Origin of the sequence: Novosphingobium sp. UBA6272 (genome assembly GCF_002440635.1) — a bacterium.
In the GTDB taxonomy this organism is placed as follows: domain Bacteria; phylum Pseudomonadota; class Alphaproteobacteria; order Sphingomonadales; family Sphingomonadaceae; genus Novosphingobium.
The window spans coordinates 1-15054 of sequence record NZ_DJUW01000002.1; the positions used below are offsets into that span (position 1 = coordinate 1).

The window sequence follows — 15054 nt, forward strand, 5'->3', positions numbered from 1 at the left end:
CGCCGCCGCCGAAGCCGCCGCGATCACCTCCGCCGAAACCGCCACGATCACCGCCACCGCCGTAACCGCCGCGCGAACCGCCGCCGAAACCGCCGCGGTCGCCACCGCCGCCGCCGAAGCGGTCACCGCTGCTGCCGGCGAATGGATCGAAACTGTCTTCTCCGAAACCGTCCCGCTTGTCGCGCCCGCGTCCGCGGCGCCCTCTGTCAAAACCCATAAACCTAGTCGTACCTTCGTTTCGCCCCACTCTAGACCCCCGATGGCGCGGACGAATCGCACCGGGCGACAGGGCGAACAACCGTCAGGCTCTCTCCTCTGCACTTTTCCACATAGCCGAATTGAATCGCCATGGCGAATCGAATCACGGGAACGCGTCGCCCCGCGCCGCAGTGTGACATTTCTGCACGTAAGAATGCATCACCAACTGCCGAAATGGCATTGCATTGCTGCGTCATGGCGCGCCAAGCTTGCCAGTCCTCACAAGCCTTGGCACAGCGCAGAGCGGGAGGACCCGGGGCATGTTCCGTCAGTTGTCGCAGCAAGTTTACGCCAGCCCGCAGATCGGTCTGGACGAAGTCGCCGAGGCGGCCCGGCTGGGCGTTGGGCTGATCATCAACAATCGCCCCGAAGGCGAAAGTGACGATCAGGTTCCGGGCGATGAAATCGCGGCAGCGGCCCGCGCAGCCGGGATGGACTATGTCGCCATTCCGGTCACCCACGCCGGCTTTTCTGAATCCCAGGTCAAGGCCATGGCCGCAGCGCTGGCCTCGACCAGATCTCCGATCCTGGCCTATTGTCGCTCGGGTACGCGCTCCACTCTGCTATGGGCTTTGGCCCGAGCCAGCGAAGGCGCAAGCCCGGCCGAACTTTCGGAAGCTGCCGCAGCGGCTGGCTATGACCTTGGTCCGATCCGCGCCCTGCTCGACATGCTGGCGGCCCGGCGGGACTGACGCCGTGGTCGATGCGCTAATTCAGCTGGCTGGTTCAGTTGTCGCGATCCTGGTGATCGCCCTGATCTGCTGGAAGATGGGCCTGGGCGGCGATGTCCGGATCCGCGACGAGGCTGAGGCCCGAAATCTGGCGGACCAGGCAATCTATGGGTTTGACGCGGTCGACTGCGCGCTGGACCGTGCCGGGATCGGGGCGCTGCTCCGCGACAGAGAGGGACGGATGATGCTGTTGCGGCGCCACGGTGCGCATTTTGCCTCGCGCCTGCTCGATAGCCACGCCTTCGCGCGGTTGGATCGGAATTTCCTGACCATCGGAACCGGCGAAGGCACATTCGGCCAGGTCACCCTTGATCTCGGTGACAAGGCACAGGTCTGGGCCAGCAGCCTGCGCCATATCGGGAGCCAGAACCGTGCCTGATTTCAATCCCGTAACCTACGCGGTGCCCGGCTTCATCGTGCTGATCCTGATCGAGATGATCTGGGCCAAGCGGCGCGCGCCGGAAAAGTACGAACCGCGCGACACATTGATATCGTTGGCCATGGGCACCGGCAGCACTGCCGCTGGATTGCTGACCGCCGGCCTGATCGCCTCGCTGACCGTCTGGCTCTATCAGTTCCGGCTGGTCGAGATCGGCTGGCAATGGTGGGCCTGGGCTTTGTGCTTCGTGCTCGACGACATGGCCTATTACTGGTTCCACCGCTTCGCCCACCGGGTGCGCTGGATGTGGGCCAGCCACGTCAACCACCATTCCAGCCAGCACTACAACCTGTCGACCGCTCTGCGCCAGACCTGGACTGGCACCATTGCTCTGGGCTTCATCTTTCGCCTGCCGCTGGTCCTGATCGGCTTCCACCCGGCGATGATCCTGTTCTGCGGCGGGATCAACCTGATCTACCAGTTCTGGTTCCACACCGAGGCGATCGACAAGTTCCCGCGCTGGTTCGAAGCGGTGATGAACACCCCCAGCCACCACCGCGTCCACCACGCCACCAACCCGCTCTATCTCGACCGCAATTATGCCGGAGTCTTCATCGTCTGGGACAAGCTGTTCGGGACCTTTCAGCCCGAACTGGACAACGAGCGCATCCATTACGGGATCGTCAAGCAGCTGGGCAGTTTCAACCTGCTGTGGGTCGCCTTCCACGAATGGATCGGGATCGCCAAGGACGTCTGGAACGCGCCCTGGGGCTCCAAATTCGGCTATGTCTGGCGCCCGCCCGGCTGGAGTCATGACGGCAGCCGCGACACATCGGAGACGATCCGTGAGCGCTGGCTTGCGCGGCATGGAGAGGCTCCTGCGGAATAGGATTGCACCGGTTTAAGCGCGCGCTTAATCCCGCCCGAAGTGTTACGGAGTCGGGTAGATGGATCAGTTCGATGTGGTGGTGATTGGCGGCGGCAGCGCAGGCAGCGCGGCGGCGGCCCGGCTGACGGCTGACGGCAAGCTCAAGGTCTGCCTGCTCGAAGCCGGCGGGGCCAACACCGGCCTGCCAATCCGCACCCCGGGCCTCTTGAGCTTCGCGCCCAAGGCCAGCAACTGGGCCTATGACACCGAACCGATGGCGGGGCTGAACGGCCGGACCGGCTACCAACCGCGCGGACGCGGGATGGGCGGGTCGAGCGCGATCAACGGCATGGTCTATATCCGCGGCAACGCGTGGGACTATGACAACTGGGCGGCGCTCGGCTGCACCGGCTGGGGCTGGGACGAGGTGCTGCCGGTGTTCTGCCGCCAGGAGGACAACCAGCGTGGGGCCGATGGCTATCATGGCGCAGGCGGACCGCTCCACGTCTCCGATCAGATCGCCCCCAGCCCGGTCGGCCAGGCCTTTGTCGATGCCGCGAGCCGGCTGCAATTACCGCTCAACGCCGACTTCAACGGCGCTCGGCAAGACGGCTTCGGGCTCTACCAGGTGACCCAGTACAAGGGCGAACGCTGGTCGGCGGCGCGGGCCTTTATCGATCCCTTGGCGGGCAAGCCCAACCTCAGCGTGCGGACCGGCGCGCTGGTTGAGAAGATCGTGATCGAGCAGGGTCGCGCCACCGGCGTCGCGGTGCGCTTCGGCAACAAGCGCGAAGTGATCAAGGCCAGTGGCGGCGTGGTGCTGTCGGCCGGGGCCTTCGGCAGTCCGCAGATCCTGATGCTGTCAGGTGTGGGCCCGGGTGCGCATCTGCAGGAGCACGGGATCGATGTGCAACTCGACAAGGCCGCGGTTGGTGCTGATCTGCAGGACCACTGCGATTACCTGGTCGGCTATGAGCTTGATGACCTCAGCCTGTTCGGCGGTTCCTTGCGCGGGCTGATGAAGGTCGCCGCCGCTTTTGTCGAACACCGCCTCAAGCGTACGGGCATGCTCACCACCAATTTCGCCGAGAGCGGCGGCTTCGTGACGATCCGCCCCGATGCCCCCGCGCCCGACGTGCAGTACCACTTCATCCGCGCGATCGTGCAGAACCACGGGCGCGACAAGCTTAAGGAGCACGGCTTCTCGCTCCACGCCTGCGTGCTGCGCCCCGAAAGCCGCGGCTGGGTGAAGCTGAAGTCAGCCGATCCGGCCGCCGCCCCGGCGATCAATCCCAACTTCCTCTCCGACGAGCGCGACCTCCACCTGCTGCGCGATGCGGCCCGGCTGATGTTCCGGATCGCCGAAACCCCGCCGTTGTCAGAGCTTGGCGCGAAAGAACGCAACCCGATCGACTGGCACGACGATGCGGCGCTGGAAGCCCGGATCCGCGAAGTGTCCGACACGATCTATCACCCGGTCGGCACCTGCCGGATGGGCGGTGATGAGGCCAGCGTGGTCGACCCCAGGCTGAAAGCGCGCGGGATCGACGGGTTGTGGGTCGCCGACGCCAGCATCATGCCGCGCCTGGTCTCGGGCAACACCAACGCCCCCAGCATCATGATCGGCGAGCGCGCGGGTGAGTTCGTTTCCGCAGCCCTCCAATGAGCGTCGCCTTCCGCCGCGAGAGCGACGAGGGACATCTCGAACCGAAGTTCGAACTGCCAATCCCGCCCGGCCCGAACCTGGTGACTGCGCGGGGACTGGCCCTGCTCGAAGCGAAAGTCGCCGAGCTGGAAGCCGCACTCCCCGCGATCGCCGAAGAAGAGCCGCGCAAGAAACACCTGCGCGACCTGCGCTATTGGCGCACCCGGCTGGCGACAGCTGAGCTGAAGGAGGCGCGGACTGATGGCGTGGTCGGTTTCGGCAGCCGGGTTGAGATGCTGATGGGCGGCAAGAAGCGCGTGATTGAGCTGGTCGGGCATGACGAGGCCGATCCTGCCGCGGGCAAACTGGCCTTCACCGCCCCGCTGGCCCGCGCGGTGATGGGGGCCGAGGTGGGGGATTTGCTCGATTTTGGCGGAAAAGAAGGGGCGGTTGAGGTGGTGGGGGTTGGTGGTCTGCAGTAAGGCTAATGTAGTGTTGCGCAACCAACATTCAGACTGTGGGTGGTCGCTAAAGAATAGCTTTTCGGATAAGCTACAAAGATGGACGAGATAGGACAGACTGAAGCTGCTGGAAATGACTTAGCCAAGCGCCGCGTGCCGTGCCTAATCGCGTACCTGAATCCGTTTCGTATGGTCGAGGCTGAAACCTTGGCGCCTTGGAACGCGACGATCGCCGACATAAATGGTCAATCCTGGGATTATTCTGCCCTTCACGAAATGGCAGGAGGCCTTGAGGTCGGCCTCAATTCACCATACCATCTCGTCGTAACACGCGACGGCGCCCTAGCACTCCCGCCAATAGATCAATTGAGGTCAGACCAAAGTGCGGTTGCCTTTTTCAATCGCTGTTTGGCTGCGCTTTTGATTGGGGGCGTCTACTGTGAAGCAGTGACCCCCGATGGACTCGATTTAGGTTCGATCATCGACTGGAAATATGTGCGTAGCCACAGATACGGGCTTGCAGCGTCCAATCGTTTCCATGAGCAAATCAGGTATGGCAAAGCGAGCGCAATTGAGGCGATCACGCTCTTTCGACCGCGAACCATTGCCTTTGCAACACTTCAAAATGCGATGAAGTCAGGCCTGGAAGTCCTGAATTTGCTGCCGACCCTTCAGGGCGAATATCTTTTGAAGGGGGGCACAGGCCTGGCCCGACGAGATTGGGGTGCTGCACTCGCCAATCTTTGGATAGTTACCGAGCAGCTCGTTTCAGGTCTCTGGGCCCGCGAGGTCGTGGAACCGACGCTCAAAGACAACCCGAGTACGGCCCGCCGAAATCAGCTGAACGATACGCGTACGTGGACCGTGTCAGCCCGCCTTGAACTGTTGTATCAGAAGGGAGTTATACCTGCGGAAACGTTTGGTGCTCTGGGCAAGGCGAGAAAGGCTCGAAATAGTCTATCTCACGAGGGCAAACACCCATCGGAGAGGGACGCATATGCATCATACGAAGGCGTTCGCGGACTTCTGTCGATCGCCCTTGACGGAATGCGCCCGGCCCTTTTCGACGTTGATCTAGCAGACCACTCATTGTCCGATCCGTTCGCGCCGCCCAAGCGGCTAGAAATGCAGCCAGAATTCTGGATGGAAATCCCGAAACTGCCCGGAGAACTTGAATTAGAAAGAGCTGAAGCAAAATCGCGCATTCTTAAGCGGCGTTCGCGGCACGAAGAAAAGCCTAGCCCCGGGTCAAGCCCGGGGTGACGGGATGAGGAGTGTGTTCCAACCAGATACTCCCCCTCTGGGGGAGGTGGATCGCGTAGCGAGACGGAGGGGGGTGGAGACAGGAAAGCCGCGGTAGCGGCTGCGCGCTGCCGCGCGCTTGCTTGTTCGCCCCCCTCCACCGCTTTGCGGTTCCCCTCCCCCGGTGGGGGAGGATCTGGAGTTAGGGCCTCGGCCCCTTGGGCTTGCCCTTGTGAAAAGTCCTTGGCCCCTTGGCCCCAGAACCACCCTGCCCACGATGCGGCTTGGGGGGTGGGCCGCCGCGGGCTCTGTGCGGGGCGCCGTGCTGCGGCGGGGCCAGGCTCTGTTCGATGGTGATCCCGCTTTCATCGTCGCCTTCCACACCGGCGGTGCGCTTCACCGCGTCGGCGAATTTGCGGGCGGCGGCAGTGGGGACCTGGAAGTGGGTTTCCTGCTGGCCGATCCGGATCGCGCCGACTTCGTTGCGGGTGATGTGGCCGCGGCGGCAGAGCAGCGGCAGGATCCAGCGCGCGTCGGCGTTCTGGCGGCGGCCGACGTCCATGCGGAACCAGACCACGTCGTCGAAGCCGGGGCGATGGCGCTCGACTTGCGCGGCGCGCTGGGCTTCGTGGGTGCCGGGGATCAGTTCTTCGGGCGCGGGCATCGCGGCGCGGTGGGCGCGAACGAGGGCGGCGGCGATATCTTCCGGGCTGCGTTCGGCGAGCAGGCGTTGGGCCAGTTCGCGGTCTTCCTCGTCGAATTCGGCCGGCGCGAGCAACGCGGTGATCAGGCGTTCGCGGTCATTGCGGCGGATATCGTCGGGCGTGGGGGCTTCGCGCCATTCGGCCTCGATCCGCGCGCCGCGCAGCATCGATTCGACCCGCTTGCGGCGCGGATAGGGAACCACGATTACCGCGGTGCCCTTTTTGCCGGCGCGGCCCGTCCGGCCTGAGCGGTGCTGGAGCGCTTCGGCATCGCGCGGGATTTCGACGTGGATCACCAGGCTGAGCGTCGGCAAGTCGATCCCGCGTGCAGCAACATCGGTGGCCACGCAAACGCGCGCGCGGCGATCGCGCAGCGCCTGCAGCGCATTGTTGCGCTCGCTCTGGCTGTGCTCGCCCGACAGCGCGACCGCAGCGAACCCGCGTTCGATCAGTGCGGCGTGGAGGTGCCGGACATTGTCGCGCGTGGCGCAGAACAGCATAGCGGTTTCTGCCTCGTGAAAGCGCAGCAGGTTGATCACCGCGTGTTCGATCTGGGCCGGGGCGACCGTGACCGCCTGATATGCGATATCGCCGTGGCCGCGATCCTCGCCCACGGTCGAGATCCGCAGCGCATCGCGCTGGTAACGCCGCGCAAGCGCGACGATCGGCTTGGGCATGGTCGCCGAAAACAGCAGCGTGCGGCGGGTCTGCGGGGTGGCGTCGAGGATTTCCTCAAGGTCTTCGCGAAAGCCCATGTCGAGCATTTCGTCGGCCTCATCGAGCACCACCGCGCGCATTGTCGACAAGTCGAGCGCGCCGCGTTCGAGGTGATCGCGCAAGCGGCCGGGGGTGCCGACCACGATATGCGCGCCGTGGCTGAGCGCGCGGCGCTCCTTGCTGGGGTCCATCCCGCCGACGCAGCTGGCGATCCGCGCCCCGGCCTTGGCATAGAGCCAGATCAGCTCGCGGCTGACCTGCAGGGCGAGCTCACGGGTCGGCGCGATTACCAGCGCAAGTGGCGCGCCGGGCTGGGGCAGCTTGCCTTCGGCCAGCAGCTCGTCGGCAATCGCGAGACCAAAGGCGACAGTCTTGCCCGACCCGGTCTGCGCCGAAACCACCAGATCGCGGCCCCGCGCTTCATGTTCGAGCACCTGGGCCTGGACGGGGGTCAGCGCAGTATAGCCATGCGCGGCGAGCGCTTCGGAGAGAAGCGGGGTTACATCGGGAAAGGACATGATGCGCTGCCCCCTAGAGGATAAGGGGGCGTTTGGCTTGTATTGTTTTGCACGGGCCCTGATCTGGGCCATTGCCACCCTGCAACTGCAAAGGGCCGAAGCGCTGTTTGCGCCCCGGCCCCTTGTCACTTGCCGATCGGTGGACCGATCAGAAGCTCTTGCGGACGGTCATCCCGATCTTGCGCGGGCTGCCGATGTTGTAGCCCAGCCGTGCCCGGCCGCCGCGCTCACGATCGAGCGAGAGCAGCGGGTTTTCGTCGAACAGGTTGGTGACATAGACCGTCAGCGACAAGCCGTTGTCCCATTCCAGCCCGGTCGACAGGTTGACCAGGTTGTAGCTCGGCAGCAGGTAGGATCCGAAGTTGTAGGCTCCGGTGCCAGCCGTATTGGATACCGAATTGTACCAGACCGAGTTGGTGAAGGTACCAGCACCAGCTTCCTGATCGGCCGGCTGGGTGAAGCGATTGCCAACATGCTGGAAGCTGCCGGTAAGGTTCCAGTCAAGCCCGTCGGACACGGTGGTCGTGTACGAAGCGGTCCCGGCAATCTGGAACTTGGGCACGGTCGGAAGGCGGTTGCCGTCGCGGATCCCGGTCGCGGCCGCAAGCGGCCCCGGCAGGGTGGTGTCGAACTGCGAATCGATCACACTGCCTGCCAGGCTGAATTCAAGACCCGGAGCAGGGCGCAGCCCGATTTCGGCTTCGACGCCGGTCGAGTGGGCCTTGGGCACGTTGAACGAGATACGCGACGAGCAGCTGCCCGCGTCCAGCGTGACCTGGAGGTTGCGGATATCGTTGTAGAAGCCAGCCGCGTTGAAAGTGAAGATCCCGCCCTGGGCCTTCACACCCACTTCATAGTTCCACAGCGTTTCGTCTTCGTAGTCCTGGAAGCCGCCAAACAGCGCCAGGTCAGCCGGAGTGCAGAGACCCGCATTGAGCGGATCATTAACCCCGCCAAGGCGGAAGCCCTTCGAAGCCTGGGCGTTGATCGTCACGTTTTCGTTGACATCAAAGCTGGCGATCAGGCGCGGGCTGAAACCGTCCGAGCTGGTCTTGTCACCCCGGAAGGTATCGCTGTTGGAGAAGATCCCGCCCGAAATGAAGTCACGCGTTTCACTGAAATCATAGTAGCGGCCACCGGCGGTAAATTTGAAACCACCGACCCGGATGCTGGCTTCACCAAACAGGGCGAACTGCTCAATGTCGTAGGGCAGATCGGCGTTGTAGGGCGAATTGAGCGGGAAGCCGTTGGCGACTGCGGTCGAGGTGCCGGCACCCAGCGCGGCATCGACAAAGGCGTCGTAACCGGGGGTTGGAAGCCGCTGGGCATAGGTGCGGTTGACGTTCGAATAGAACCCGCCGATCACCCACTGGAAGGGCGCATTGCCGGTCGAACCAATCCGGATTTCCTGGGTCCACTGCTGCAGCCCGGTGGTGTCCTTGAGGTTCGAAGGCAGATTGACCACCGAGGGGTTGATCCCAAGCCCGATGAACGGCGAAACCGAAACCGAACCGGTCAAGGCCGATGCATCACGGCTGACCAGAATGTCGCGGTCGATATAGCTCGAGACCCAGGTCAACTGGAAGTTGTCGGTAAGTTCGAAGTTGCCGGTCAGATCGAACAGCGTGGTACTGTCTTCAAAGCCTTCGCGCAGCTTGAGGTACTGGGTCCGCTCGGGGAAGATCTGGGTCGGGCTGATCAGGGTGTTGTAATAGAGGTTGTACTTTTCCTGACGGTTGAAGCCGTTGACGCGCACGTTCTGGTGAATGATGCGCGGGGTGATGACCATGCCTTCGGCCGGCTCCCAGCGCAGCGTAGCGCGGAAGCCCCAGCGGCGACCGTCATTGATGTTTTCACCCGCAGCCGGGCCGATCGCGTCGATGAAGCCGCCGAAATGCTCGCCATAACCGACCACGCGCAGCGCCATCTTGTCGCTCAGCGGCAGGTTGATCGCGCCCTTGACCGAGTAGCCCAGGTCACCCCCTTCGAGGACGTTGACGTTGCCCTCGATCGCCCCTTCGGTCCGGTCGCTGGTCGGCTGCTTGGTGATGTAGCGGACGGTGCCGCCGACCGAACCCGAGCCGAACAGTGTGCCCTGCGGCCCGCGCAGGGTTTCGACGCGGTCGAGGTCGAACAGGTCAAAATCGGGGGTGAACAGCGACAGCGAAATCACCGATTCATCAAGGTAGACGCCAACCTGCTCCTTCACGCCGGGTTGGTCGCGAACGATCTGACCGGCCGAGACGCCGCGGATTGAGACCTGGCTCTGTCCCGGTCCGAGGTTCTGCACGGTCAGGCCAGCGACGTTGCGCGACAGGTCTTCAAGGTTGGTCGACCCGTTCTTGCGCATCGCATCGGCAGTCTGCGCGTTGATCGAGAACGGCACGTCCTGGATCGTTTCGTTGCGCTTGGTGGCGGTGACGACGATTTCGTTGCCGATGATTTCTTCTTCCGCGGCATCTTGAGCCATCGCCGGTGCGGCGAGCGAAACGGCGGCGATGCCGGCCAGCAGGTGGATCCGGAATCCGAACTTGGTGATCGCGGAGCGGTGCATGTTTCCTCCTAGGACTTGTTTTGGTTCGATGCCCGCCGATTGGGGCGCGGCAACTGGGCGCTAGCTGGACTTTTGGACCATTCTCGGCAAGCCCGGACCGCCCCTAGGCGGGGCGAATTAACAAGCGGTGTAACGCTTTGGCCACACCGGATTCGGACCGGATTCCAAGTCGGAAAATTGGTTTAGTGATGGCACGCTAGCGCCTCGACCACATCTTCCAGCCGGGCCGGATCACCCAGCGCCAGAACGTGTCCGCTGCTGGCAGCATGGAGCGGCTCGCCGTTCCAGTCGGCCATGGTCCCGCCGGCCCCTTCGACCACCGGAACCAGCGCAGCCCAGTCGTGCAGTTTGAGATTGGCTTCGCAGACCACGTCGAGATGCCCCGAAGCGAGCATCGCGTAGTTGTAACAATCGCCGCCCATCACCATCCGCTTGTGATCGGTCTTGGCGGCAAGGCCCATGAAGTGCTCGCCGTCATGATCGTCGAAATAGTGCGGCCCGGTGGTGGCGAGCGCCGCATCGGCCAGCTCGCGGCAGGGCCTGGTGCGGACCGGCTGGCCATTGAGCGTGGTCGGCTTCCCGGTCACCCCCAGCCAGCGCTCACTCAGGATTGCCTGATCGATCACGCCAAGCACCGGCCAGCCTTCGGTCACTAGGGCGATCAGCGTGCCGAAGATCGGCCGGCCGGCCATGAAGGCAGTAGTCCCGTCGATCGGATCGAGCACCCAGGTCCGGCCCGATGTGCCAGTCTCCGCGCCGAATTCCTCGCCGTGGATCGCGTCGCGCGGGAACTCCGACTTGATCAGCCGCCGCATCGCTTCTTCGGCAGCGCGGTCCGCTTTGGTCACGTGGGTCCGGTCACTCTTGCGTTCACTCGATACCGGGGTGCGGAACAGTGGCCGGATCGCTTCGCGCGCTGCATCGGCCAAGCTATGGGCCAGGGCGATCTCCGCGTCGAGTTTCATCAGTCGAACAGGCTCGAGACCGAGCTTTCCTCGGCAATGCGATGGATCGCTTCGCCGACCAGCGGTGCGATCGAGAGGACACGGATCTTGCTGCCGGGGGCGAGAGCCTGCTCGCTCGGCTGGATCGAATCGGTGATCACCAGTTCCTTGAGCGCAGAGCCGTTGACCCGCTCTACGGCGGTGCCGGATAGGACCCCGTGGGTCAGGTAGGCGGTGACGCTGTTGGCGCCAGCCTCCATCAAGGCCCCCGCCGCATTGCACAGGGTGCCGCCCGAATCGATGATGTCGTCGATCAGGATGCAGTCCCAGCCCTTCACATCGCCGATGATGTTCATCACTTCGGACGAACCCGGCTTGTCGCGGCGCTTGTCGACGATCGAGAGCGGGGCATTGCCCACCCGCTTGGACAGGGCCCGGGCGCGAACCACCCCGCCAACGTCGGGCGAAACGACCATCAGGTTGTCGCCGCCGGTCCGCTGCATGATGTCCGCCGCCATCACCGGCGCGGCATAGAGGTTGTCGGTCGGGATATCGAAGAAACCCTGGATCTGCCCGGCGTGGAGATCGACCGCGAGCACCCGGTCGGCCCCGGCAGTGGTGATCAGGTTGGCGACCAGCTTGGCCGAGATCGGGGTACGCGGTCCCGGTTTGCGATCTTGCCGGGCATAGCCGAAATAGGGCGTGACAGCAGTGATCCGCGCGGCCGAAGCGCGGCGCAGCGCATCGATGCAGATCAGCAATTCCAGCAGGTTGTCGTTGGCCGGAGCGGAGGTCGATTGAATTACGAAGACGTCTTCGCCGCGCACGTTCTCGTGGATCTCGACGAAGACTTCGTCATCGGCAAAGCGCCGCACATCGGCGTGGGTAAGCGGCAGTTCGAGATAACCCGCAATCGCCCGCGCCAGCGGCAGATTGGAATTTCCGGCCAGGATCTTCATTTGGATCGCCCTTCCCCGCAAGAATCAGCCTTTCGCGGCCCTTGGCCAATGGCAGGCGGGATTGCAACAGGGGGCGACGTTAAAGGATGTGGATCAGCGTATATGCCTAGTATGCAACACCGGCCCGCTCCCCCGGCCCAACCACCCGATGAGGATAACCTGTGGGTGGTTGGGCCGGGGGAGCGGGCCGGTGTTGCAAGGCTTGATAATTGTCTCAGCTCTTGTTGCGGTGCTCGCCGGCAACCCAGCGGACCGTGCCGGAGCTGGCGCGCATCACCACCGAATGGGTCGTGATCAGGCCGTCCTTGAGCCGCTTGACGCCCTTGAGCAGCGAACCGTCGGTCACTCCGGTGGCGGCAAAGATGCAGTCGCCCTTGGCCAGTTCGTCGCGGGTGTAGATCTTGTGGAGGTCCTCGATCCCCCATTTGCGGGCGCGGGCACGTTCATCGTCGTTGCGGAACAGCAGCCGGCCGTTGAATTGCCCGCCGACGCAGCGCAGCGCGGCTGCCGCCAGCACGCCTTCGGGAGCGCCGCCCGAGCCCATGTAGAGGTCAATGGTCGTTTCGGGATTGGTCACCGCGATCACCCCGGCGACGTCGCCGTCACCGATCAGCACCACACCGCAGCCCAGCCCGCGCAGTTCGGCGATCAGTTCAGCGTGGCGCGGCCGGTCGAGCACGCAGACGATGATATCGCTGGGATCGACCCCCTTGGCGGCGGCGACAGCCTTGACGTTCTTGGTCGGGCTCTTGGCCAGATCGATGATGCCCTCGGGATAGCCCGGCCCGACCGCCAGCTTGTCCATATAGACGTCGGGTGCGTTGAGCAGGTTGCCTTCCTCGGCCACTGCCAGCACGGCCAGGGCATTGGGCCCGGCCTTGGCGGTGATCGTGGTCCCTTCGAGCGGATCGAGCGCAATGTCGATCTTTGGCCCGGTGCCCTGCGCCGAGCCGACCTTTTCGCCGATGAACAGCATCGGCGCCTCGTCGCGCTCACCCTCGCCGATTACCACGGTTCCGTCCATCGCCAGCTCGTTGAGCGCAGCTCGCATCGCCTCGACCGCGGCAGCATCGGCGGCCTTTTCATCGCCCCGCCCGACCAGCTTCGACGCCCCGATCGCCGCCGCTTCCGTCACCCGGACCATTTCGAGCACCAGGACGCGGTCGAGCACCTTGGAAGCGGGCGTGGTAGGCATGGTCATCGGGGCAATTCTCTCTGCTGCATAGGTATGGGGCGGCGCTTAGACGCGCAGGTCGCCGCTGTCGAGGGTCTGGCGTTCAGGGGGGATTAAGCGCAAGGGCCGTCCTTGCCGCAGCACTGTGCGGAAGGGGAGTGGCGCGTGCGAAGCCTGGCGCTGGGACTGTTGCTGATCCTGCCGGATGCGGCTTGGGCCCAGGCCGATCCCGATGCTGTCGATCGCCAGGTCGAGCAACGGATCGAGACCGCCAAGCAGCTTTACGGCGTGCCCGATCCGCGGCTGCGCTGTCGGCCCAAGCCGGGCAGCGATGAAATCGTGGTTTGCCGCGATCGCGGCGAGGACCAGCAGGTTGGACGCAGCGATCCCGATCCCAACACGATGGAGGGGCGCCGCGCGCTGGACGGCGGGGTGCCGCGCGCGCCGCAGTTCGACAAGGGCTATTGCAAGGAATGCCCGCACTTCGGATCGGTCCCGCCGCCGGTCTATTATATCGACGTCACCAAGTTGCCCGAAGCGCCGCCCGGGTCGGATGCCGACAAGATTGCCAAGGGCGAGATGGAAGCGCCTTAATCGCCCAGAATCTGCAGCACCAGTGGCGGTTCAGTCAGGCTCTCGGAGCCTTCAAGCAGTTCGACCGCCCGGGCAACGGCGCTTTCCGGCCCTTCGTGCGTCACCATCGCGACCATCACCGCATCGCCCGCGCGGCCCTTCTGGATCAGGCTTTCGATCGAAACCCCCGCATCGCGCAGCGCAGCAGTGATCTCTGCCAGCACGCCCGGGCGGTCCGCGACCATGAAGCGGACATAGGCCCGGCTCAGGCGGTGGCCGGTCTCGGCCGGACCCAGCGCCTCAAGCTCGCCGACCGGCATCGAGAAGGGATTGCTCAGCTCGCCCCGGGCGATGTCGATCAGGTCGGCAACTACTGCGCTGGCAGTCGGCCCGTCGCCGGCCCCGGCACCCTGGAACAGCAGCCGGCCCGAGAAATTGCCCTCGGCGACCACTGCATTGGTTGCACCATCGACATGGGCGAGCGGGTGATCGACCGGGACAAGGTGCGGCTGAACCCGCTGGAACAGCGCCTTGGCTCCGTTCAGTCCTTCGGTCTCGGCCATGCCGATCAGGCGGATGACATAGCCGAGCGCGCTGGCCTGGGCGATATCGGCGGCGCGCAGCCGGCTGATCCCGGCGGTGTCGACCGCGGCGAAGTCGATCTTTGAGCCGAACGATATAGCGGCCAGGATCGAGAGCTTGTGCGCGGCGTCCGTGCCTTCGATGTCAAAGGCCGGATCGGCTTCCGCAAAGCCCTTTGCCTGGGCCTCGGCAAGGACGTCGGCGAAGTCGCGGCCGGTATCTTCCATCACCGTCAGGATGAAATTGCAGGTTCCGTTGAGTATACCATAGACCCGCTCGATCTCGTTCGCGGCCGCGCCTTCGCGCAGACCCTTGATCACCGGGATGCCGCCGGCCACGGCAGCCTCGAACTTGAGCGCGACCTTCTGGGCTTCGGCCTTGCTCGCCAGTTCCAGCCCGTGATGCGCAATCATCGCCTTGTTGGCGGTAACCAGCGCCTTGCCGGCTTCGATCGTGGTCCGGGCCAGCGCCAGCGCCGGACCATCGGATCCGCCGACCATTTCGACCACCACGTCGACATCGTCGCGCTCACCCAGGATCACCATGTCGTCTTCCCAGGCATAGCCGGACAGATCGACGCCGCGGGCCTTGTTGCGGTCACGCGCGGAAACAACGGTAATCTGGATCGGCCGACCGGCGCGCCGGGCAATCAACTGGGCATTGGCCTCGACCAGCCGGATCACCCCGACCCCGACGGTTCCCAATCCGGCAAGCGCAATCTTCAGCGGTTCGGCCATTTTCGCCC

General features: G+C 64.3%; 13 protein-coding genes and 1 pseudogene. 7 read left to right on the forward strand and 7 right to left on the reverse strand.

Translation table 11 applies throughout. The features are described from left to right. Positions 1 to 217: pseudogene (locus tag B2V17_RS00630) on the reverse strand (cold-shock protein); the annotation flags it as partial. Positions 218 to 518: 301 nt separating this feature from the next. Here B2V17_RS00630 and B2V17_RS00635 point away from each other — a divergent pair. From B2V17_RS00635 to B2V17_RS00660, 6 genes are all read left to right on the forward strand, one after another. Then, positions 519 to 950: a TIGR01244 family sulfur transferase gene (locus B2V17_RS00635; protein WP_292994124.1), complete on the forward strand. Its 432-nt coding sequence runs from the start codon at positions 519 to 521 to the stop codon at positions 948 to 950. Between the two features lie 4 nt (positions 951 to 954). After that, a complete protein-coding gene (locus B2V17_RS00640) occupies positions 955 to 1368 on the forward strand; it encodes a hypothetical protein (RefSeq protein ID WP_292994126.1) in 414 nt (137 codons plus the stop codon). Next, the gene (locus B2V17_RS00645; protein ID WP_292994128.1) at positions 1361 to 2257 is read left to right on the forward strand and encodes a sterol desaturase family protein; all 897 of its coding nucleotides are present in this window, start codon (positions 1361 to 1363) and stop codon (positions 2255 to 2257) included. Before B2V17_RS00640 ends, B2V17_RS00645 begins: the two co-directional genes overlap by 8 nt. Positions 2258 to 2315: 58 nt before the next feature. Next, complete coding sequence (locus tag B2V17_RS00650; RefSeq protein WP_292994130.1) at positions 2316 to 3902, forward strand: GMC family oxidoreductase; 1587 nt, start codon at positions 2316 to 2318, stop codon at positions 3900 to 3902. Then, positions 3899 to 4363 (forward strand): GreA/GreB family elongation factor, encoded by a 465-nt coding sequence (locus tag B2V17_RS00655; RefSeq protein WP_292994132.1) that lies wholly within the window; start codon positions 3899 to 3901, stop codon positions 4361 to 4363. Before B2V17_RS00650 ends, B2V17_RS00655 begins: the two co-directional genes overlap by 4 nt. A 78-nt stretch (positions 4364 to 4441) precedes the next feature. Then, a complete protein-coding gene (locus B2V17_RS00660) occupies positions 4442 to 5605 on the forward strand; it encodes a hypothetical protein (RefSeq protein ID WP_292994134.1) in 1164 nt (387 codons plus the stop codon). 181 nt (positions 5606 to 5786) lie between these two features. On the opposite strand, the gene B2V17_RS00665 is transcribed toward B2V17_RS00660, so the two are convergent. The 5 genes from B2V17_RS00665 to glpX all read right to left on the reverse strand — a co-directional run bounded on the left by B2V17_RS00665 (position 5787) and on the right by glpX (position 13181). After that, positions 5787 to 7523, reverse strand: coding sequence for a DEAD/DEAH box helicase (locus B2V17_RS00665; protein WP_292994136.1), 1737 nt, complete (start codon positions 7521 to 7523; stop codon positions 5787 to 5789). 148 nt (positions 7524 to 7671) lie between these two features. Beyond that, on the reverse strand, positions 7672 to 10077 hold the full coding sequence (locus B2V17_RS00670) for a TonB-dependent receptor (protein ID WP_292994138.1): 2406 nt from the start codon (positions 10075 to 10077) through the stop codon (positions 7672 to 7674). Positions 10078 to 10259: 182 nt separating this feature from the next. Then, positions 10260 to 11042: an inositol monophosphatase family protein gene (locus tag B2V17_RS00675; protein ID WP_292994140.1), complete on the reverse strand. Its 783-nt coding sequence runs from the start codon at positions 11040 to 11042 to the stop codon at positions 10260 to 10262. Then, complete coding sequence (locus tag B2V17_RS00680; RefSeq protein ID WP_292994142.1) at positions 11042 to 11980, reverse strand: ribose-phosphate pyrophosphokinase; 939 nt, start codon at positions 11978 to 11980, stop codon at positions 11042 to 11044. Before B2V17_RS00680 ends, B2V17_RS00675 begins: the two co-directional genes overlap by 1 nt. Before the next feature lie 214 nt (positions 11981 to 12194). Further along, the gene (gene glpX, locus B2V17_RS00685; RefSeq protein WP_292994144.1) at positions 12195 to 13181 is read right to left on the reverse strand and encodes a class II fructose-bisphosphatase; all 987 of its coding nucleotides are present in this window, start codon (positions 13179 to 13181) and stop codon (positions 12195 to 12197) included. A 138-nt stretch (positions 13182 to 13319) separates the two neighbouring features. Here glpX and B2V17_RS00690 point away from each other — a divergent pair, with 138 nt between their 5' ends. Then, positions 13320 to 13748: a hypothetical protein gene (locus B2V17_RS00690; protein WP_292994146.1), complete on the forward strand. Its 429-nt coding sequence runs from the start codon at positions 13320 to 13322 to the stop codon at positions 13746 to 13748. Here the strand turns inward: B2V17_RS00690 and B2V17_RS00695 are convergent. After that, positions 13745 to 15046 carry a homoserine dehydrogenase gene (locus B2V17_RS00695; protein WP_292994148.1) on the reverse strand — a complete coding sequence of 434 codons (1302 nt, stop codon included), beginning with the start codon at positions 15044 to 15046 and terminating at the stop codon, positions 13745 to 13747. The two genes, B2V17_RS00690 and B2V17_RS00695, sit on opposite strands and share 4 nt — an antisense overlap. Positions 15047 to 15054 lie beyond the last annotated feature (8 nt).